At 37.4% G+C, this 20,923-nt stretch carries 21 protein-coding genes; 19 read left to right on the top strand and 2 right to left on the bottom strand.

The window, feature by feature from the left end; genetic code table 11:
• Nucleotides 1-204: 204 nt before the first annotated feature.
• The 5 genes from TYM08_RS13735 (at nucleotide 205) to TYM08_RS13715 (ending at nucleotide 3,513) form a co-directional block, all read left to right on the top strand.
• Entirely contained in the window at nucleotides 205-375 is a 171-nt protein-coding gene (locus TYM08_RS13735; RefSeq protein ID WP_422379719.1) for a hypothetical protein, read from the top strand.
• Between the two features lie 78 nt (nucleotides 376-453).
• A complete protein-coding gene (locus TYM08_RS13730) occupies nucleotides 454-1,107 on the top strand; it encodes a DUF6998 domain-containing protein (RefSeq protein ID WP_422379718.1) in 654 nt (217 codons plus the stop codon).
• Nucleotides 1,108-1,182: 75 nt separating this feature from the next.
• Nucleotides 1,183-1,818 (top strand): class I SAM-dependent methyltransferase, encoded by a 636-nt coding sequence (locus tag TYM08_RS13725; protein WP_422379717.1) that lies wholly within the window; start codon nucleotides 1,183-1,185, stop codon nucleotides 1,816-1,818.
• 63 nt (nucleotides 1,819-1,881) lie between these two features.
• Entirely contained in the window at nucleotides 1,882-2,508 is a 627-nt protein-coding gene (locus tag TYM08_RS13720) for an NAD(P)H-binding protein (RefSeq protein WP_422379716.1), read from the top strand.
• A gap of 48 nt (nucleotides 2,509-2,556) precedes the next feature.
• On the top strand, nucleotides 2,557-3,513 hold the full coding sequence (locus tag TYM08_RS13715) for an IS5 family transposase (protein WP_422379715.1): 957 nt from the start codon (nucleotides 2,557-2,559) through the stop codon (nucleotides 3,511-3,513).
• A 291-nt stretch (nucleotides 3,514-3,804) separates the two neighbouring features.
• Here TYM08_RS13715 and TYM08_RS13710 read toward each other — a convergent pair whose 3' ends face one another.
• Nucleotides 3,805-6,900 (bottom strand): AAA family ATPase, encoded by a 3,096-nt coding sequence (locus tag TYM08_RS13710; RefSeq protein WP_422379714.1) that lies wholly within the window; start codon nucleotides 6,898-6,900, stop codon nucleotides 3,805-3,807.
• The gene (locus TYM08_RS13705; protein WP_422379713.1) at nucleotides 6,897-8,054 is read right to left on the bottom strand and encodes an exonuclease SbcCD subunit D; all 1,158 of its coding nucleotides are present in this window, start codon (nucleotides 8,052-8,054) and stop codon (nucleotides 6,897-6,899) included. The genes TYM08_RS13710 and TYM08_RS13705 overlap by 4 nt, the downstream gene beginning before the upstream one ends.
• Nucleotides 8,055-8,148: 94 nt before the next feature.
• On the opposite strand from TYM08_RS13705, the gene TYM08_RS13700 reads away from it, so the two are divergent.
• The 14 genes from TYM08_RS13700 to greB all read left to right on the top strand — a co-directional run bounded on the left by TYM08_RS13700 (nucleotide 8,149) and on the right by greB (nucleotide 20,920).
• Nucleotides 8,149-8,973 carry a ferritin-like domain-containing protein gene (locus tag TYM08_RS13700; protein WP_422379712.1) on the top strand — a complete coding sequence of 275 codons (825 nt, stop codon included), beginning with the start codon at nucleotides 8,149-8,151 and terminating at the stop codon, nucleotides 8,971-8,973.
• Nucleotides 8,974-9,291: 318 nt separating this feature from the next.
• Nucleotides 9,292-10,323, top strand: coding sequence for a tryptophan--tRNA ligase (gene trpS, locus TYM08_RS13695; RefSeq protein ID WP_422379711.1), 1,032 nt, complete (start codon nucleotides 9,292-9,294; stop codon nucleotides 10,321-10,323).
• Nucleotides 10,324-10,584: 261 nt separating this feature from the next.
• Nucleotides 10,585-11,046 carry an HAD family hydrolase gene (locus tag TYM08_RS13690; protein WP_422379710.1) on the top strand — a complete coding sequence of 154 codons (462 nt, stop codon included), beginning with the start codon at nucleotides 10,585-10,587 and terminating at the stop codon, nucleotides 11,044-11,046.
• Nucleotides 11,047-11,222: 176 nt separating this feature from the next.
• A complete protein-coding gene (gene yegQ / locus TYM08_RS13685) occupies nucleotides 11,223-12,620 on the top strand; it encodes a tRNA 5-hydroxyuridine modification protein YegQ (protein WP_422379709.1) in 1,398 nt (465 codons plus the stop codon).
• Between the two features lie 99 nt (nucleotides 12,621-12,719).
• Complete coding sequence (locus TYM08_RS13680) at nucleotides 12,720-13,448, top strand: outer membrane lipoprotein-sorting protein (protein ID WP_422379708.1); 729 nt, start codon at nucleotides 12,720-12,722, stop codon at nucleotides 13,446-13,448.
• Between the two features lie 9 nt (nucleotides 13,449-13,457).
• On the top strand, nucleotides 13,458-14,687 hold the full coding sequence (locus tag TYM08_RS13675; protein WP_422379707.1) for an ABC transporter permease: 1,230 nt from the start codon (nucleotides 13,458-13,460) through the stop codon (nucleotides 14,685-14,687).
• Between the two features lie 3 nt (nucleotides 14,688-14,690).
• Entirely contained in the window at nucleotides 14,691-15,923 is a 1,233-nt protein-coding gene (locus TYM08_RS13670; RefSeq protein WP_422379706.1) for an ABC transporter permease, read from the top strand.
• A gap of 9 nt (nucleotides 15,924-15,932) precedes the next feature.
• Nucleotides 15,933-16,631 (top strand): ABC transporter ATP-binding protein, encoded by a 699-nt coding sequence (locus tag TYM08_RS13665; RefSeq protein WP_422379705.1) that lies wholly within the window; start codon nucleotides 15,933-15,935, stop codon nucleotides 16,629-16,631.
• Nucleotides 16,632-16,641: 10 nt separating this feature from the next.
• Entirely contained in the window at nucleotides 16,642-17,802 is a 1,161-nt protein-coding gene (locus TYM08_RS13660; protein WP_422379704.1) for a hypothetical protein, read from the top strand.
• Nucleotides 17,803-17,917: 115 nt separating this feature from the next.
• Nucleotides 17,918-18,610, top strand: a complete 693-nt coding sequence (tsaB, locus tag TYM08_RS13655) for a tRNA (adenosine(37)-N6)-threonylcarbamoyltransferase complex dimerization subunit type 1 TsaB (RefSeq protein WP_422379703.1) — start codon at nucleotides 17,918-17,920, stop codon at nucleotides 18,608-18,610.
• 9 nt (nucleotides 18,611-18,619) lie between these two features.
• On the top strand, nucleotides 18,620-19,456 hold the full coding sequence (locus TYM08_RS13650) for an undecaprenyl-diphosphate phosphatase (RefSeq protein WP_422379702.1): 837 nt from the start codon (nucleotides 18,620-18,622) through the stop codon (nucleotides 19,454-19,456).
• 45 nt (nucleotides 19,457-19,501) lie between these two features.
• Nucleotides 19,502-19,693 carry a hypothetical protein gene (locus tag TYM08_RS13645; RefSeq protein WP_422379701.1) on the top strand — a complete coding sequence of 64 codons (192 nt, stop codon included), beginning with the start codon at nucleotides 19,502-19,504 and terminating at the stop codon, nucleotides 19,691-19,693.
• Nucleotides 19,644-20,444 carry a class I SAM-dependent methyltransferase gene (locus tag TYM08_RS13640; protein ID WP_422379700.1) on the top strand — a complete coding sequence of 267 codons (801 nt, stop codon included), beginning with the start codon at nucleotides 19,644-19,646 and terminating at the stop codon, nucleotides 20,442-20,444. Before TYM08_RS13645 ends, TYM08_RS13640 begins: the two co-directional genes overlap by 50 nt.
• Nucleotides 20,441-20,920 (top strand): transcription elongation factor GreB, encoded by a 480-nt coding sequence (gene greB / locus TYM08_RS13635; protein WP_422379699.1) that lies wholly within the window; start codon nucleotides 20,441-20,443, stop codon nucleotides 20,918-20,920. The genes TYM08_RS13640 and greB overlap by 4 nt, the downstream gene beginning before the upstream one ends.
• Nucleotides 20,921-20,923 lie beyond the last annotated feature (3 nt).

The following is a 20,923-nucleotide window of genomic DNA, read 5'->3' as shown; positions in this document are numbered from 1 at the left end:
TTTGTAAACAATGCAGATTGCTATTAATGTGATGCTGACTTGTTTGTGTGCTGTAAAAATAATTATTTCGATGAATGATATAGTGTCCTTAAATCGTTATCAAACTCTATATGGTTATGCTAAATATTGAATGGTATTATCCAATTCTTAATTTCCTCTAATCATAACAAGCATTAAAACGACAAGTAGTTAACAGGAGCAACCATGTCCCAAACAAAAGTAAAATTCGAGTTCGAAAAAGAAACCAAAAACAGCGTACGTTATAAAGAAGTACCCGAAGAAGGCAAAGCGCCAATTGTGGGGTCTTTGTATGTACAAAAATGGTTTGCTGGAACAAGTAAAAACATAACGATCAGTATCGAAAAGAACGATTAAAACAATGATTACTGAACTCGTACTCATATATGTGCATGACAAGTTAAACATTGATTATCATTCTAGGAATAAATAAACATGGCTTTAAATCAGATGCAAACCATTCAATCTCTTGCAAATAACCTTAGTATGCTACAACAAGAGGTAGAGGTGTTTGGGATTGCTGCCACAGAAATAAGACATTTAGTAGGTCGTATTGGTGAATTGTATTCCTGTGTTATTACCAATGGTCAGATGGCGCCCAATACTAATGAAAAAGGATATGACGTAGTTTCAAGTATTGGTGAACGCATAAGTGTCAAAACGACAGCAATGACGTCAGGAGGCAGTGCTAAGTTTAATTCAAATACTCTTGAATTTGTTGATCGTGTAATGATTATGCGAATTAACGAAGATCTTGAAATTGAAGTATTACTTGATGCTTCAATTGATAACGCTAAAGCGCTGATGCATAAAGATAAAATTGCTTACAGCAAACTCTTAAAAAGCGACAGAAAGAATATTGATTTAGAAAATATACCAGTTGTAAAAGAAGCAAAATATAAAAATTATAAGTTAGTTGAACATGAAAATGGCAGTATTGTTGTTTATAAAAATGACGAAATGATGATTCCTGCTAAGCCGGTGTTAAGAGAGATAGCTTCTTTTTTAAATGTTTCAATTTTAAACGCAAATGGGAATAAACATAATACTCGTACTTTAGGAAGTATCATCATTAATTCCATTGTTTAATAAAGCGTTACGTTACAGCAACTCATAGAACTGTTTAATGACAATATTTAATCTGTACCTTATTTTAGAGAACTTATGAAAAAGACACTCACACTCTCAGACAGCCAGCTTAATATGGTGAGCCAAACTACATTAAGTCATTACAACCAAAATGCACAATCATTCTGGCAGGGCACAAAAGATCATGATGTGACGCAAAACTACGCAGCGTTGTTGACTCAGTTTGATGCGGGCGCAAAGTTAGACATATTAGATTTTGGCTGTGGACCGGGTCGAGATGTAAGTTATTTTAAATCGTTAGGTCACAGGGTTGTGGGGCTTGATGGCAGTCTTGAATTTTGTGACATGGCGCGTGAATTGACAGGTTGTGAGATTCTAAATCAGTCGTTTTTAGAGTTGGATTTACCTCGAAATCAATTTGATGGCGTGTTTGCCAATGCGTCGTTGTTTCATGTGCCTAAACAATCGTTGGTTAACGTATTGACTCAAATAAAAGACAGTTTAAAACCAGGTGGAATTTTGTTTAGCTCTAATCCACGTGGTAGTGGTGAGGGTATGAATAATGGGCGTTATGGTAATTATATTGAGTTTGAAGAGGCGAGTGCCTGTTTGAATGAAGCGGGTTTTGAAGTATTGAGTCACTATTATCGCCCTCAAGGTTTACCTTTAGAGCAGCAGCCTTGGTTGGCGATTGTGAGTCGTCGAGTTTGATGCTTGTGACGCATTCGCTGGCATTATTAAATATCTTTTACGTTATAATAAAAAGCCCACATTATGAATAATATATTGTTATTAGCTTCAGACAACCTAATTGGTGACAGTTGTGTGTCGTTTCTTAAAAAGGACAATTTTAAAACCACATCAATGGCATTAAAGTCTGTGTTGAAATATTTAGTTAATGAGCAGGGGGCTAATGAATTGGCCTCAATCATTAATCAGCATGATGTGGTGATTTTATTAATGCCAATGACACAAACAGAATTAAAAGATAAAACTGGACACAAACAACGCTCAATAATTACACAAGCAGTAGTCGATAAAATGCGACAACTTAAAAAAGAACGTTTAATTATATTAACCGATGTGGGTGTCGGCGAAAGTGAATTATACCAGTCAAGTCTTGCAAATTGGTTATGGAAAAAACACAGGCCACAATGGTTAATTGAAGAGTTTGAGCGTCAGGAAATTATTTTAGAATACAGTTATTTAGAATGGACTGTGGTAAGACCTGTGAATATTAAATCAAGTGAGCATAATGATTATGAATGCAGTGATTTATTAAAAACAGGGGTGTTTGATTCAGTCAGTGAACAGGCCATTGCAAAATGTATTGTGGATCAGCTAAAAACGGATCGATATACCAAGCGTTCGATTACCGTTAAGGAAACTCTGTTTAAATAATGCTAAAATATGAGTGTCCATTAATTTTAAATAAAACCTATATATCACATGAAACAACTCAGCTTTACAGACGCAGAATCCCATTTAAAACGAAAACAAACTCGAAAAGAAAAATTCCTTAATCAAATGGAAGGACTTGTTCCTTGGGGCGTTTTTCTGCCTATCATCGAGCCATTTTATCCAAAAATGCATAAAAAAGGTCGTCAGCCTTACCCGCTTGAAACGATGCTTCGTGTTCATTTAATGCAAAACTGGTATACGATGAGTGATCCATCAATGGAGGATGCACTTTATGAAATTGCATCCATGCGACAATTTGCTCGATTAGAATTAACACATAAAATTCCTGATGAAACGACCATCTTAAAATTTAGGCATTTGCTTGAGAAGCATAAATTACAAGAAAAAATGCAACAAGCCATGAACCAAATTATGGTTGATCAAGGTGTATTATTAAAAGAAGGGACACTGATGGACGCCACAATTATTCACGCATCACCTTCAACCAAAAACAAATCGAAAGCACGCGATCCAGAAATGCATTCCTGCAAAAAAGCGAATCAATATTATTTTGGAATGAAAGCGCACGTGGGTGTCGACATGTACACAAGCGTGGCGCACAGCATGACATTTACATCGGCTAATCATCATGATGTGACCGAAGCGCATAATTTATTGCACGGTGAAGAAAAATTAATCGGTGGTGATAGCGGATATTTAGGTGCGGATCAGCGTGAAGAAAATAAAGATGTTTCAGCCCAATGGCTGATCGCAGAGCGACCAAGTTCATTAGTAAAAAAACACGGGACGGGCACAATTTACAATGACAAAAAAGCCACGGAAAAAATAAAGGCGCAATTAAGAGCGAAGGTGGAGCATATTTTTAGAATCGTAAAGTGTCAGTTTGGATTTCGAAAAGTGAAATACAAAGGGCTAGCAAAAAATGCGGCACAGCTGACGATGTTATTTACGTTAGCCAATATTTATATGATGAGGAATTTATAAATGAACTAGGCGAGTTACGCCTAGAATTTGGCAAACCAGCCAAATTCTAGGAAGTATGCGAGTTTTTTCGCAATTTCAGGGTGTTTTTTAGAAAAAAAATTGTAAGATTTTTTTTATTGAGTCTTTAGGATTCTAAATCAGAGATTCCTTAAAAATAAAAAATCTTAGTGCTTTGTCTTATATCTGGTTGTATCGATTTTTTCTTTAATTTGATGTCATGCAAAAATCATCAAGAATTTCGACAATTATTCTTAGGTTTACAATGCGTTGATGACAAGCTGAAACTTGAGCCTAGGATGCGCACATTGTAATCACACTGCCTGTATTTGACGGCGTTAAATCAATGCGCTGACTCATTTGTTCTTTTAACTCACTTACATGAGAAATAATGCCAATGGTGCGGCCTGATTTGCGTAGGTCGATTAATGTTTGAATGGCTAGATCTAATGACTCAACATCTAGTGAGCCAAACCCTTCATCGATAAATAGAGTGTCTAGTTTAATGCCACCCGAGTAGTTTTGTACTACGTCTGACAAACCTAATGCTAAAGATAACGCCGCCATAAAAGATTCACCACCTGATAGTGTATTCGCCGGACGACGCGCACCTGAGTACGCGTCTTCTACTTCAAGATCCAAGCCTGAACTTTTATTGCCTTTTGTTTTTTCTAATTTACGACGCAAAACATATCGGCCTTTACTCATTAATTGTAAACGCTGACTCGCTTCATTTAATACATCATCTAACAACACACCTAACACATAACGTTGCAAACTTACTTTACTGCTTTTACCAGAGGCTACGTCTGAAAGTGTCCCAATCACTTTGTATTGTGCGTCAATCTCATTCATTTTAACTTGATGGGTTTTGATTTTTTTATCCGCATTGTTTAATGCATCAAATCTGCTATTTGATTCACGTAATGCTTTTTCATCTAGTAATAATTGTGTGCTGGCCTGTTCAATATTGGTTTGTAATAACGCTAAGTCAGGCAAGGCTGTGTCAACCAGCTTGCTGTCTAACTGTTTAATTTGAATGGTTAATTCAGCTTGTTTGGTTTGATGTTGCTCAATTTTTTGTTTGTGTTGGACAAGTTCATTTTCAGCTATGTTTGCTTCTATAAATGCTTGTTCGGTTTTGAACTTTGTGTCATTTAACGCGGTTGTCCATTTGGTTTGTGCTTGTGCTAACTCACTGTTTAAAATAACGATGCGTGCTTGGCTGTCTTGTTGTAACGACTGATTAGAAGCAAGCTGAGTGTTGGTGTGATTGATACTGTCAGTAAGCTGTTTGTATTGTTGCTCAATTAACGCAATCGCTTTGGTTTGACGTGTGATTTCACGCTCTAATGTTTGGCTGTCTCTAAATTCATTAGGAATGGATTGCTCAAGATCATTGATTCGGGTTTGGCATTGAGTGCGCTCAATGACAATAGTTGAAAGTTGTTTATTGCTTTGTTCAAGCTCTAGTTTTTGAGTTTGAATGGTTTGGCTAAGTTGAGTTTGTTGTGTCTCATTTTGAGCTTGGGTTTTTTGTAATGCTTCTAACTGTTTTTGTTTAGCTTTAATGATTGCGTATTGCTCGCGAAACCAAGCAATGTTTTGCTGTGCAAATTCACCTAATTCTTCGTTTAATTCTAATAATCTGTTTTGAGCGGTTTGGTTTTTTTCTAATAATAATTTGTGTTCAGATTGATTGTTGGCTAAATATTTTTCGATATTACTTAATATTTCACGGGCAGCATTGATGTCGTCTTTGCTGACAATGACATCGCTATTTTGTTTAGCAGGATTGGGGTGCTCGGTACTGCCACAGACTAAACAGGCTTGTTTGTGTTTAAGCTGGCTTGCCAATTCAAAGGCTTGACCTTGATGCCAGGTTAGCTCCAATTGTAAAACCTGAGTTTGTTGATTGGTTAAATCTGTTTGAATGGTGCCTTGCTGAATTTGGTTGTCGCTTATTTGTTGTTGTAATGTGTTTAACGACTGTTGGTGTTTTTCAGCTTCGCCTTTTAATTTACCTAAGCGCTCATAGTGGTTTAAATCGGCATGAATTTGTGCGCTTTGATTTAATTGTTCGTTATTTTGTTTATGCTCATTACTTAATGCTTCTAACTGAGTTTGATTGGTTTTGATTGCGCCAGTTAAGTTGGTTATGTTTGATTCACATTCTAAGTGTTGTTTATTTATAGACACTAATGATTGAGTTTGGCTTGACCATAATTTTAACGCTTCTTTTTTAGTTAGCCACTCGTTTAACTCTGCTTTTTTAGCATCTAAGCTTTGATATTGTGCTTCTACTTCGGGTAATGTTTTTGATTGCGTTTTAAGTTGTGTGTTTAATTCTTTATCAATCTTGTCAAAGCTTTGTTGTTTTTCAAATTCTGTTTTGTGCTGAGTTTCAATCTTTTTAAGCTGTTGTAACACAGGCGCTATTTTATAGGCGTTTTGCGCTTGCCCAACTATTTCGCTTAACTGTTTAATTGAATCATTTTGTTGGTTTGATTGGTTTAACTCTAGTTTTAATGTGTCACGCGTTTTAAAATCGACATTGATGAGGTTTGCTTTTTGAAACTGCTCTTGGCTTTTAGCTTGACTGGTTTTACTGGCTAAATGCTTTTCTATTAGTTGTTTGTGCAGTGGAGTGATGATTTCTAGTTCAGCTTGTAATTCATCCATTTTGCTTAAATTAACTGAATCTAATAAGCCATTTAATTTTTCAATCAACGCTTCGCGGTTTTTACGTAATTCTGCTGATTGTTCTTTTAGTGCGTCTTCAATTTGTTTGTATATTTGAGTTTGAAATAATTTACTAAAAATATCTTCACGATCTTTTGATTCTGCTAGTAATAATTTACGAAATTGGCCTTGAGGCAATACCATCACCTGTCTAAATTGTTCGCTGGTTAATCCTGTTGTACGGGGCACCCATTCATTGACTTCGTTTACGCCTTTTAATGGCAATAACTCAAATTCTTCTTCAAATAAATCTAAAGATGCGGGTTCGTTATTTTTTGGTTTTACACTTCCTTTATACACCATGGCCGTAGGGCCTTTAGTGGTGGTGCCTTTGCCATTTTTTTTGGCAACCTCTTGTGAAGGCGTGCGTATAATTCGGTACAAATTATCTTGCAAGGTGAAATCAAAAATAATTTCAGTGGGTGTCGTGTCGCTTGATAAGTCACAACGCATGCTTGAAGCTTCGCGCTCTTTACCAGTGGTGTCGCCATATAATGCAAAACACATGGCGTCTAATACACTACTTTTACCCGCGCCTGTTGGGCCGTTAATTAAAAATAATGGATTGGTGCCCAGTTTTTCAAACTCGATGGTTTGTTTAGTCGCAAAGGGGCCAAAGGCTTGTATGGATAAATAAACAGGCTTCATGACTGTGGCTCCTTGGTGTGTAATTGGTTGATTAAATCCGTTAATACTTCGGTTTGTTGTGGGCTGATTTTTTCATTTTGAGTTTGTTCATAAAATTCTGAGAACAATTCAAACTCACTGCGTTTTAATTGCTCGCGGGTCACTGAGGTGATTTGAGTGTCGGCTAACATGCCTGTTTTTTCGAGATGTAAAATATTGGGGTAGTTGGTGCGTAATTTACCGATGGCATCAATAATGGCGTGTTTGTCTGTGACGCGTATTAATAAATAATCATTTGGGTGAGTGTCAGTAAACGAGTTTCTGATAATGGTTTCAAACTCGTCTTCAATAATACGACAGTCTTTAGGTTGGCTGATGGGTAACATTTGAATGTCTGTGACTTTTTTGTTTTGTTCATCTTTTGAGCATTCAATTATAGTTACGGATTTTTTTTGATTCACTTCAGAAAAACTGTATTTCATTAATGAGCCTGAATATCGAATGTGCGTTTCGCCTCGATACTGTGGTGCATGTAAGTGCCCAAGCGCAACATAGTCAAACTGTGCCATCGGTTGCCATGTAACGGTGTCAGCGCCGCCAATAGAAAGAGGACGCTCAGATTCACTCACCTCTGAGCCACCCACAAAACAGTGACTCATTAATATGTTGATGTCATCTTTATTAAATGACTGGGTAATTTGATCTACCAAAAAAGTATGGGCGTCATCAAAGGTTTTGACGTCGTTTTTAAACACATTTCGCACATGCTCTGGCTGACAATAAGGAATGCCGTACACATTCACGCTTTGGTTGTTAATCTGAATCTTAATAGGGGAGGCGATCTGTTTGATGTCGGTAAGTATATACAAACCCGATTGCTGTAATAAATCAGCACCAAAGCCTAAACGTTCAGGGCCGTCGTGATTACCGCTGATGATCACTACTTTGATTTTAAGCTCTAAACAAATGTGCGATAGGGTTTTATGCAATATCGATACTGCCTCGGCAGGAGGGACGGATCGATCATAAATGTCACCTGCTATTAACAACAGATCAATCTTTTGCACTTTGAGCATTTCAATTAATTGCTCTAGACAAACTTTTTGATCATCTAACAAACTGACATTATGAAACTGACGGCCAATGTGCCAGTCGGATGTGTGCAAAATACGCATGAAAACCCCTTATTATCGATTAGGGGATTATACCTGCAAAATAGAGTAAAATAGTCATCTATCCATTAATTAAACCATTTCCCAAGGCCAACCTTTGAACTTATTTGAACAAGCCCAAAAAATATTCTTATGCCAAAACCCTCACGAGAAAATGGCATTAACATTTGAATGCGCCGATTTATTTGAACAGGGAAAGTTGAGCTGGGATGAAGGTTGCTGCGTAATTGATCATCTTGATCCAGGAAAAGAAGACATTCCGATTATTGTGGCACCGCAAAATGTTAAGCACATACCCTTTAAAAAACTGTCGGGAAAAGGCAGTGCAATTCATGCTCTGGCGCATATTGAGTTAACGGCGGTCAATTTAGCATGGGACAGTGTTTATCGTTATCGAGGATTGCCTAAAGATTTTTATCGCGACTGGGTAGAATGTGCAAAAGAAGAGGCCACGCATTTTAATCTTTTATGTGAGTCTATGAAAATTTTGGGTTATGAATACGGTGACTTTAATGTGCATGGCGGATTATGGGGCATGGCGCGAACCACTCGCCATAGTTTGTTAGAGCGAATGGGAGTGGTGCATCGTATTTTAGAGGCGCGAGCATTAGATGCTGTGCCCCTTGTGATACCTCGTTTTGCAGACATTGGTGATAAAAAGATGGTAGACACATTGAATTTAATTGCCAATGAAGAAATAGGACACATATCGTCATCAACAAGATGGTTTAAACATGAATGTGACAAGCAACAAATTAACAGTGATCAAACATTCATACAATTGGTGCAAAAGCATTTAGAAAATCCGCCCAAAGGTCCATTTAATAGAGAGGCGCGATTGGCTTCTGGGTTTAGTGAGTTTGAAATTAATGAGCTTGAACGTATGGATAATGATTTTAAAATTCACAAAGGTTGGGCGTAGAACTGTAAATAAATTTTAAAGTTAGATCTCACTTTTACATGATGTTTTGATTACCAATATTTCGGATCTAAATTTAATTGTGCTATTTAACTTTGTATGGCAAAAAGGTATATTGATTTTTTTATGATCAAAGCACAGTTGTTAAACATGGCAATCGTTCAAATATTTAATCAAATCACACAGTCTTGGTGGCGTTCTATTTAATAGAACGGCGCTGAATCACATCTATTCAAAAGCCGTCGGAAGACAGCTTATGAATACACGTCATTTATGTCTCCGATGGTACTTTTTTTAATAGTACAACTTAGGAGAAATAACATGCACCACCTTTCACTACCTCACACAGATCAAAACACACAACGAGTATTAACCGGCGATAGAGCAACCGGACAGCTACATCTTGGACATTTTGTAGGTTCATTAGCGCAGCGAGTAAAATTGCAACATCAATACAAGCAAACTATTTTAGTTGCAGATCTACAAGGATTAACCGATAACGGACATAATCCTAACAAAGTGTCTTCCAATATTTTAAACGTAGTCGCAGACTATTTAGCTGTTGGCATCGATCCGTTAAAAACCACAATCTGTTTACAATCAAAAATCCCCGCGTTGTCGGAACTGACTATGTATTATGCAAATTTGGTTTCGGTGGCTAGGTTACAGCGTAATCCAACCGTTAAAAATGAAATTGCGAATAAAGCGTTTGGTGCATCAATACCTGCTGGTTTTTTAACTTATCCAATCAGTCAGGCCGCTGACATAACTGCATTTAATGCCACATTGATTCCCGTTGGCGATGATCAATTACCCATGATTGAACAAACCAATGAAATTGTAAGAAAGATAAATGCAATTGCTCAGGAAAAAATATTACAAGAATGCAAACCGTTATTAAGTAAAGTGGCAAGATTGCCCAGTACAGATGGACAGTCAAAAATGTCCAAATCCATGGGAAATGCCATTTTATTAGATTCAACACAAAAGACGATTTCTAAAGCGGTTAAATCTATGTACACCGATCCGAATCATATTTCAATTGATATGCCAGGACGCATTGAAGGCAATGTGGTGTTTACTTATTTGGATGCGTTTCATAGTGATGAGAAGTTTGTGGCCAACTTGAAAGCACAATATCAAGCAGGTGGGTTGGGCGATGGTAAAACTAAAAAAATATTAGAAGACCGTTTGCAAGATTTAATCAAACCCATACGTGAGGCAAGAGCTAATTTTATAGACGACAAATCGCAACTGATTGCCATATTAAAAGAAGGCAGTGAACGATCACAGGATGAAGCAAACCAAGTGCTTAATAATGTGAAACGTGGGTTTGGGTTAAATTTGTTTTAGATTGTGGATGCTGTTTGCAGTGATTGATTTTAAAAGTGGGTGCCACTTTTTGGGCTCCGAGTAAAATTCCATGGCATTAGCAAATTTTGATTTAGATAACACATTAATTCATGGTGAGAGCGACCATGCGTGGGGCAACTTTTGAGTTGATCAAAAAAAGGTCGACGCTAAAGTATATAAACAAGCCAATCATCAATTTTATTTGGATTATAAAAACGGCGTATTAGACATTAATGAGTATCTAAATTTTTGTTTGGACCATTGGCTATTTATTCCCAAGATGAATTAAATGAATTACATCAAAAATTCATGGACACTGTGATCAGTGACATGATGCTAGATCAAGCAAAAGCACTACTAAAGAAGCATAAAGACCAAGGCGACTATTTATTAATCATCACTGCAACCAATGAGTTTGTGACTGGCCCAATTGCTAAATATTTAGGTGTCGATGATTTAATCGCTAGCCAGTGTGAAAAAATAGACGGTAAATACACAGGCAAGCCTTGTGGTATTCCAAGTTTTCAAGACGGTAAGATTACACGTTTAAATGAGTGGCTAGAATCTAACCCTATGGATTTAGAAGGCAGTTATTTTTACTCAGACAGCCATAACGATTTACCGTTATTAAAAATGGTAAGCCATCCTATTGTTGTGGATGCGGACGAAACATTAACCCAATATGCCAAACAACAAGACTGGGACATTATTAGCCTTCGATAGTCTTTTTGCACAACTTCATTTGTGATTATGCATAAATGAAGTTACCTCTTATCTAGTCTTTCAAAAATACATCCTAATAGAATCCAACCCAGACAAACCCTAACCCCATAAGGGTATTTCCCCCTAATTCTAAATCATTAAAATGCCTCGTTTTTGATCAAAACAAAGGTAGTAAAATGACTGAGTTATTAGCACCAGCAGGCACGTTAAGAAATATGAAGTATGCATTCGCTTACGGAGCCGATGCCGTATATGCGGGCCAGCCTCGATACTCTTTACGTGTGCGTAACAATGATTTTGGTCATGAACATTTAGCTGAAGGCATCGAGTATGCCCATGCGTTAGGTAAACAATTTTACGTTGCCTCCAATATCGCACCACATAACGCCAAGATAAAAACCTTCATGCGCGATATCGAACCTGTTATTCAAATGAAACCCGATGCTTTGATCATGTCAGATCCTGGCTTGATTATGATGGTGAAAGAGCAATTTCCCGATCAAGTGATTCATTTATCGGTTCAGGCCAATGTGGTGAATTACGCATCAGTTAAGTTTTGGTATAAAAACGGCGTAAAGCGCATTATTTTATCTCGTGAATTGTCCCTAGATGAAATCGAAGAAATTCGCATGCAATGCCCAGAAATGGAGTTGGAAGTATTCGTACATGGCGCATTATGCATCGCGTATTCGGGGCGTTGTTTATTATCAGGTTACATGAATAAACGTGATCCTAATCAGGGCTCTTGTACCAATGCTTGTCGTTGGGAATACAAAGCGCACGAAGCCAAAGAAAATATCTTAGGTGAGTTTGAGCCAAAAGATCCAAAAATATGGACACCTAATGAACAAAAAATCATAACGGATTCACCTTCATCCAATACTGGCTTTGATGTTGCGCCAACATTAGGCGAAGGCAAACCCACCGACGAAGCATTATTATTAGAAGAAGAAAATCGTCCTGGTCAATTTATGCCTGCTTTTGAAGACGAACACGGCACTTATATTATGAACTCTAAAGACCTGCGAGCCATTCAGCATGTTGAGCGATTAATGAAAATGGGTATTCATTCTTTAAAAATTGAAGGGCGTACTAAATCTCATTATTACGTGGCGCGCACCACGCAAAGTTATAGACAGGCAATTGACGATGCCAAAGCAGGTAAAGAATTTGATCGTTCATTAATGGACAACTTAGAAAACTTAGCCAATCGCGGATTCACAGAAGGTTTCTATCGTCGTCATGTTCATGATGAATACCAAAATTACCAAACAGGCAGTTCTAAAATAACCAAACAACAGTTTGTGGCAGAAGTGATTTCCGTAAAAAATGGTCGTATGGAATTACATGCTAAAAATAAATTTTTAAAAGGTGATCGACTAGAATTAATGTTGCCTCAAGGTAATGTAGAGTTTGTGCTCAATGATATTAAACTGAGTAAAAACCAATTTGATATTGATGAAGTGCCAGGGTCAGACTATAAAGTAAACGTGCCGATTCCAGATTCAATTGATATTGAAAAACTGGGTGAGTCAGCATTAGAGCATGCGTTAGTGATGCGTTATTTAAAGTAGAAACTTGTAGGTATATTTTCTCTTAAATGACTAACGGCACGTTGGGTGCTAATTGCTTTTTATTATATTTAATGAAAAACATCATTTGGGAGAAAAAACATGGGTTTAAAAAGAATAATCATACTTTGTGTGTCACTGGTTTTATTATCAAGTGTCGCACAAGCACAAACAGCCTCACAATTACTTAAAAGCTTTGATCAGCTATATCGACACGACTCAAGCCAAGCAACCATGACCATGTTGATCATCACACCCAAATGGGAGCGTGAAATCAAAATGGAAACATTAAGTATGGGCACTGATTATTCTTTAATTAAAATGCTGTCTCCCAGAAAAGACAAAGGCATTGCCACATTAAAACAAGACGACCAAATGTGGAATTTCTTTCCTAAAATTAACAAGATTGTAAAAGTCCCGCCGTCAATGATGATGAGTTCATGGATGGGATCTGACTTTACCAACGATGATTTAGTGCAAGACGAATCATTAGAAAATGAATACCAATCCACTTTAGAATCCACCGATTCACAACACCTTATTACATTAATTCCAAATGAAGACACCGTCACCGTGTGGGGTAAAATCGAAATGGCATTAACCTTAGACGGTGTGCCAATTCATGCTTTTTATTATGATGATAACGATGTGCGTAAACGTGAAATTCGTTATAGCAATATTCAAGAAATAGACGGCCAAAGAATCCCGATGACATTAGAGTTAATTCCATTAAATAAACCCGGTCAAAAAACAGTGATGACTTATGATGATTTAAAGTTTGATGTGAATGTTAAAGAATCTGACTTTTCATTACGCGCGTTAAAAAAATAGGAAATCATTATGTTAATGTGGATATTAGCGTTACGAAACCTGCGTAGAAACTTACGACGCAGTATTTTAACTGGCTTGAGTATGATGGGTGGCTATCTTTTATTATCGGTCACGTTATCACTGCAAGATGGATCGTACCATGTGGTGCTTGAAAACATTACTCAAACGAAAAGTGGCCATTTGCAAATCGTTCAAAATGAATACTTAGATAATAAAAAAATCGATCGCACGGTTGAGGTAAATGAGACACTCATTGATTCCATAGAACAAAACGCCCTTATCAATGCTTATACAAGCAGAATCGAATCCGCCGCATTAGCTTACGCAGATGAAAATACAGCCATGGCGCCAATTTTAGGTATTGACCCAGAAAAAGAAAAAGCGTTTTTAGATTATTCACTTGAAGTCGTAGAGGGAGAGTATTTCTCAGATGCGTTTACGCCTGATGGATACGCACAAGCCATGATCGGAGCCACCCTTGCTAAACAATTAAAATTAAAAGTAGGTGGCGAAATAATTTTAATTGGCCAAGGTGCTGATGGCTCGACAGCCAATGATATTTATATTGTGTCTGCCATTGTAGGCTCATCTAAAGACAGCTTCGCCTCTAAAGTAATATTGCCATTAATGCATGCTCAAATATTTTTAAGTTTGCCAGACCAAGCTCATAGCGTATTAATGTTGATGGACGATTACCGAATGGCGCAAGACAGTTTGTCTGATTTTAAAAATGAAATCCTATTGCCAAGTAATACTGAATTAGTCAGCTGGCAAACCATCGAAAAAGAATTCTTTGATCTTATGACCGCCGATAAACAAGGTGCGAGCATTACCATTTTAGTGGTGGTATTAATGGTGGGCATTGGCGTATTAAATACTATATTAATGTCGACCATGGAGCGCAGGGGCGAGTTTGGATTACTCATCGCAATGGGAACATTACCCGTGCGAGTGTTTAGTTTGATTTTGGTTGAAGTGTTTCTGTTGGTTTGTTTTGCATGTTTGATTGCATTGATGATCGTGTTTCCATTAAATTTATGGTTCTCACATACAGGTTTTGCCTTAGCGACACCCATTGAAATGTCGGGCATTAATATGTCGCACATGAAAGGCGTAAACGAAGCGTACATTTATTATGTACCTGGGTTAACGTTAGTATTAACGTCGATGATTATTGCTATTTTTCCGGCAATTAAATCTGCAAAAACGTTGCCTGCTGTTGCATTGAAGGGGTTATAAATTATGTTGTTATTAAAGTTAGCCATAAGAAATATTTTTAGAAATACCTCGCGTACGGCTTTGACTGTATTTTTAATTTCAACCAGTTTAATTGCTTTAGTATTTATGGATGGTTTTCAAAATGCTTTAGCGTCATCTATGAGTAAAAGCGCCACTCGATTATTTCCAGGTGACAGCCAAATTCATCATCGTGATTTTTTAGACGAGTATGAGCAAAATTATCTAATTAAATCTGAAAACCTCATTCAGGATTTAACCAAAGAGCCATTAATTCAAAGCGCGACGCCAAGAACACTGTCAAGCGGTACGGTGAGTTCGTCCTCTAATATGATTGGTGGACAAATCATCGGAGTTGATAGTCTGTTAGAGCCAACCGTGAGTAAATTAAAACTCACTATCGTTGAAGGTGCTTATTTAAGTGACGATGGCGTATTAGCAAAAAATGAAATTTTAATTGGCCAGAAAATGGCAGAGCAATTAGAAGTCGGTCTAGGTGATCGTATTGTTTTATCCATGCCTCAAGCTGACGGTAAAGATTTTATACAAGAGCTGTTTAAAGTCTCAGGTGTGTTTTCATTTAAAAGCAGTGAGATGGATAAATCGATGGTGTTTATTCATTTAAATACCGCGCAAGTCATGCTGGGTTTGCAGTCAAATGAATATCATGAAATCGCCTTTAACTTTAATAATAATTTTGATGCTAAAAATATTGATCAACCTGTTTTTGCAAAATACAGTAACGAAACAATCGTGGCGCAATCTTGGGTGCAAATCATGCCTGAGCTAGCCAGTATTATAGAGTTAATGACAACCAGTACATTGGCGGTTGGATTTTTGTTATTTGTATTGGTAGGGCTTGGTGTGGTGAATGCGTTGTTTATGAGTATTTTTGAACGTACTTATGAATTTGGTGTGTGTCGTTCAATTGGTACTTCAGGGCGATTTATATTTACTCAAATCATGACAGAAGCATTAATGATTGCCATTTTGTCGGGCATCATTGGGTGTTTTATTGGTTGGGGGTTAAATTTCTACTTCTCATTTGATGGTATCAATATGGGACAGTTAGAAATGTCCGGTGTGAGTTTGTCTGAGCCTATTAAAACTCAGGTGAACTTAACTCAATTTACACTTTACCCACTGCAAATGATTATATTAACTTTGCTAGTGTGTATTTATCCAGCATGGTCAGCGGCAAAAATTCAACCGGCGCAAGCCTTACATAAAAGTTTATAAGGGAAAGTTATGAGTACTCAATTAAAATTAGACAGTCAAAGCGTTATCCAAACTAAACATTTATGTAAAAGTTATGGCGATAAAGACACATTAGTAAAAGCCCTTGATGATGTAACATTAGATGTTAAGCGAGGTGAGTTCAGCGCCATTGTGGGGCCGTCAGGTTCTGGTAAATCAACATTGTTACAAATGATCGGTGGTCTTGATGAATCTGACTCTGGTGAAATATTTTTAGCAGGCAATAATATTGCTGATTTATCATCCAGTGCATTAACGCAGTATCGTCGTGATCATATCGGGTTTATTTTTCAGTCGTATAATTTAATTCCTGTATTGTCTGCCGCTGAAAATGTTGAATACATTATGTTATTACAAGGCATCGACAAAGCAGAGCGTAAAGAGCGTACGTTTGAAATTTTAAAACAGGTGGGACTAATCGGTCGTGAAAATCGCCGTCCTGGTCAATTATCTGGTGGACAGCAACAACGTGTTGCGGTGGCTCGTGCCATGGTGTCAAAACCCGATATTATTTTGGCCGATGAACCCACTGCTAATTTAGATTCCAAAACCGGTGTTGAATTATTAGATATGATGAAAGAGCTAAACGAAGTGCATAATATGACATTTTTGTTTTCTACTCATGATCCAAAAATAATGGATCGCGCATCGCGTTTGATAAAAATGGTCGATGGTAAATTAACTAAATAAGGTAATTCAAATGAAATTCGTTTTCGGTGCTTTTATTTTATGTTCGATATCTATTAGTGCTTATGGCGTTGAGTATTTAACCCAATCATTCGAAGCCACGTCAAATTTTCAATTGATGCACAAAAATCAATTCAGTCCCGTAGATCTGTTTGAGCACAGCTTTGGCGAATCGCTGGCTGTACGATCTATTTCTGAGTTTGATTTTGATAAAATACAAGCTCAATTTCATATCCAGGGGCAGCAAACCTATATTGAACCTGACACACTATTACCGTATTTTACAAAAAATGAATTTCGCCTAACTCAAATTAATAATGACAATCCTAAATTTGCCACACAAATTGATCGTGCTAACGTAAGCTTTGCTACAGGTAATTTTGAATGGATAATTGGCAGACAACCATTAAGTGTGGGTGTTGCAAAAATGGCTAATATTAGTCAAATCTATCAGCCTAGCGATTATAATTGGTTATCAAATGGTTATGGATATGGTGTGGATGCCATTAATGTTAATTATTATTTGGGCACAAACGATTTAATTAAAGCAGCGTTTTTACTCAATAAACTCGATGACAGTCAAAATAGTATGGCTTATTTAAAATACAAAACCATGCTGCGTGATCAAGATGTCAGTGTCATGCTACAAAAAACACAGTCAGTTTATGCACTGAATACGACGGTCGATGCCTATTTAGGTAATCATGCGCTTTGGGCTGAGGTGAGTTTGTTTTGGTTTGATGATGAAAACATTAAACCAAATAATAATATCCGAGCGACCTTTGGTGCCGATTACGCCTACAAAGATTTATACGGGCAGGTTGAATATCATTTTAATGGAATGGGATGTAAACAAATTAAAAGTTGCACCAATCCTCCTAGGTTTAATGAATACAAATATACAGGCCAAGGGTTATCGGCCAATCACTACGTATTTGTAAATAATAATTATTCAGTGACGGACTTAACCAATTTAACATTGGTTAATATTGTTAATGTCTTAGATCCTGCTGTTATGAACCAAGTTATTTGGTCAGTCAGCCAAAATGATCATTTTGATTACAGTTTTATGGTGTCTAATTCGGTTGTATTTGTTGACGATGAAATAAGATCACAGCATGAATTCAGTTTAATTCCTTTAATGGGCTCGGCGACATTAAACTTTTATTTTTGATTGAATTTCAACCAAATCAAGATGGGTAATGCATTACTTTCCCTCAAAAGCATTACCCCTCCCAATTCCCCCGCGCAACTGGTAAAATCCTTTCCTTTTTTTAAGTGAATCTTCCATGAGTGTGTATTTAGCAGTCGATAGTGCGACTCGGTTTTGTTCGGTGGGTATTTTGAAACAAGATCAAAGTTTTGCAGTTTGTAAGGATATGGGACGTACGCACTCCAAACAAATGCTGAATTTGGTTGACCAAACCATGTTTGATGCAAACATTACGTTAAATGATGTTGATCACTTTTGTTACGTTCGTGGCCCAGGCTCATTTACAGGGGTTCGCATAGCGGCTTCTTTTTTACATGGTTTGGCTTTTGGTCAAGACAAAGAAGTCATCGGTATTTCAAGCTTATTAGTGATGGCGTTTGAAGCGTATCAAAATAATCCTGCTCACTCTAAAGTGTTGGTGGCGTTAGATGCCAGAATGGACGAGGTGTATTTTGCCTATGTTGATTTTACCCAAAGTGATTGGGCTGAGAATTTAAAAGAGCAGGTGATTGCCCCTGAAAAAGTTGAATTCAATGACGTTTACCAAGATGCGGTAAGAATCGGTGATGGGTGGCAGTACCTTGAACGTTTTGATCAGCAATTTTCAAACTTAATTCAACTAGATTGTGCTAATACTCCAAAGGCTGAATTTTGTGTAAAGCTTGTAGCGTATTGCCATCAATCGAATATTCCATTTAAACATGATGCGTTTCCCGTTTATTTACGTGACGACGTCACTTGGAAGCAAACTCCTAAAATAGGTTCATAAGGACACAATATGTTAGAAACATTTATTCTTGGTTTGATTCAGGGAATTACTGAATTTTTGCCAATTTCAAGTTCAGGTCATTTGTTATTACCTGAAAAAATATTAGGTTTTCAAGACGAAGGTTTGTCGTTTTTAGTGGCAGTGCATGTAGGTTCATTATTAGCAGTTGTGATTTATTTCTTTAAAGATTTAATGCAATTGGCCAGTAACTGGGGTTTAAGTTTAGTTAAAAAGCCACACGATAAAGCACAAGCCACCCTTGCTTGGTGGGTAGTGATTGCCACTATTCCAGCAGGTTTAGCGGGATTATTATTAAAAGACATCATCGAAGTTATCCAAAACAAAGAAGCAGTGATGATTTTAATCATCAGTGCCAGTATGGGCGGATTTGGATTGTTGCTTTGGTGGGCAGACATTAAAGCTAAAAAAGATGCGCTATTAAAACAAGGCCAAGACGAATACAGCATGAGCTTCAAACAAGTGATGATCATTGGTTTTGCTCAAGCGGTGGCGTTGATTCCTGGCACTTCTCGCTCAGGTATTACTATGACAGCAGCGCTTGCTTTGGGTCTAACCCGTAAAGCGGCATCGCGTTTTTCATTTTTATTGTCGATCCCTTTAATATTGGCTGCAGGGTTACTGCTAACTAAAGACTTAGTTGAAAATCCATCCGCTATTAATTGGAACAGTTTGTTATTCGGTACCGCCGTTTCTGCAATAAGTGCCTATTTATGTATTCATTTATTTCTAAAATGGATAGAAAAAATTGGCTTTTTGCCTTTTGTAATTTACCGATTGTTATTAAGTGTTGTGTTGTTGTACCTAGGGCTGAAAGCGTTGGGTTAATAGCATAAGATACCTTTGTCTTTTTAAGTTGATAAGGGTTTTCTGATGCTTTCACGTCATAGTTCAATGGCTAGACATCATGTTTCAAAACAAACGTCACAACATCATCGACGCAATAGTTTTTTTAATAAAAACCAAGGTATGCTTCCCATAGAAGTTATCTTAAAAGAACAAAGAGACAGTACCAATGAGCCAGACGGTTATATTGTTCAATCAGGACCACCAAAGCCACATTGAGCAATTGGCGAAGCGTTTTGACGTCATTTATAAACTCGACAAAATAGATAAATCCAAACAAAACGAGGTGCCTAACCCTCGTTTTATCTTACAATTTGTTGATGCAAAGCTCTCGTTAATAGATCGAGCCCAACCCAAATTAAAACCCCTGTTTATTGATTTTGCAGAAGGCAAAAATGCCCATCGCAGACAATTTGGTGGCGGTAAATCTCAACCCGTAGCAAAAGCCGTGGGTTTAAGTAAACGCAAAAATCTTCATATATTTGATGCCACCGCAGGCATGGGTGCAGACAGTTTTGTGTTTGCAGGCATTGGTGCCACTGTGACCATGTGTGAGCAACACCCTGTTGTACACGCCTTATTAGAAGATGCGTTAAATCGTGCTCAAATCAATATTGAAGCCAACGAATTCACCCAAAAAATGACCCTATTGCCTTGGGGCGAAAACAAAAACAGCCTAACGTATTTAGATGAATACGAAGGTCAGTTTGATGTGATCTTCTTTGATCCTATGTTTCCTGCCAGACAAAAAAGCGCCGCAGTTAAAAAAGAAATGACCATCTTTCATGATTTAGTAGGCGAAGATCAAAACGAATCTCGATTTTTAGACGTGGCCAAAACCAAAGCAAAATATCGCGTTGTGGTAAAACGCCCTAAGCTTGCTAATCACTATGCGGATCAAACCCCTAGTTTTATTCAAGAAGGCAAAAGCGGGCGATTTGATTTATATACAATAAATAAAATCCCATGAGTAAAACCAATATCATTACAATCGGTGGTTATCAACAACTGCAAGAAGAGTTGGATTATTTGTGGCGAGTGAAACGCCCTGATATCACCAAAAAAGTAACATGGGCTGCATCCCTTGGCGATCGCTCAGAGAACGCAGATTATAAAGAAAACAAGAGAGTATTAAGACACATCGATTGGCGTGTACGATATTTACGTAAACGCTTTGAGGATATACGTGTCGTAGAATATAACCCAGAGCAAGAAGGCAAAGTATACTTTGGCGCTTGGGTCGAAATAGAAAACGACGACGGCGAACAAAAGCGATTTCGCATTGTGGGCCCTGATGAAATATTTGAGAAAAAAGACGTGATATCCATCGACTCACCTATGGCCCGTGCGTTATTAAGCAAAGAAATTGATGACGAAGTGGAAGTGAGTGTGCCATCAGGTATCGCTATTTGGTATATTAATAAAATCGAATACGAAAAAAATTAAGAT

Origin of the sequence: Marinicellulosiphila megalodicopiae (genome assembly GCF_045862395.1) — a bacterium.
GTDB lineage: Bacteria > Pseudomonadota > Gammaproteobacteria > Pseudomonadales > Natronospirillaceae > Marinicellulosiphila > Marinicellulosiphila megalodicopiae.
This window is presented reverse-complemented; position numbering and strand designations above follow the sequence as displayed.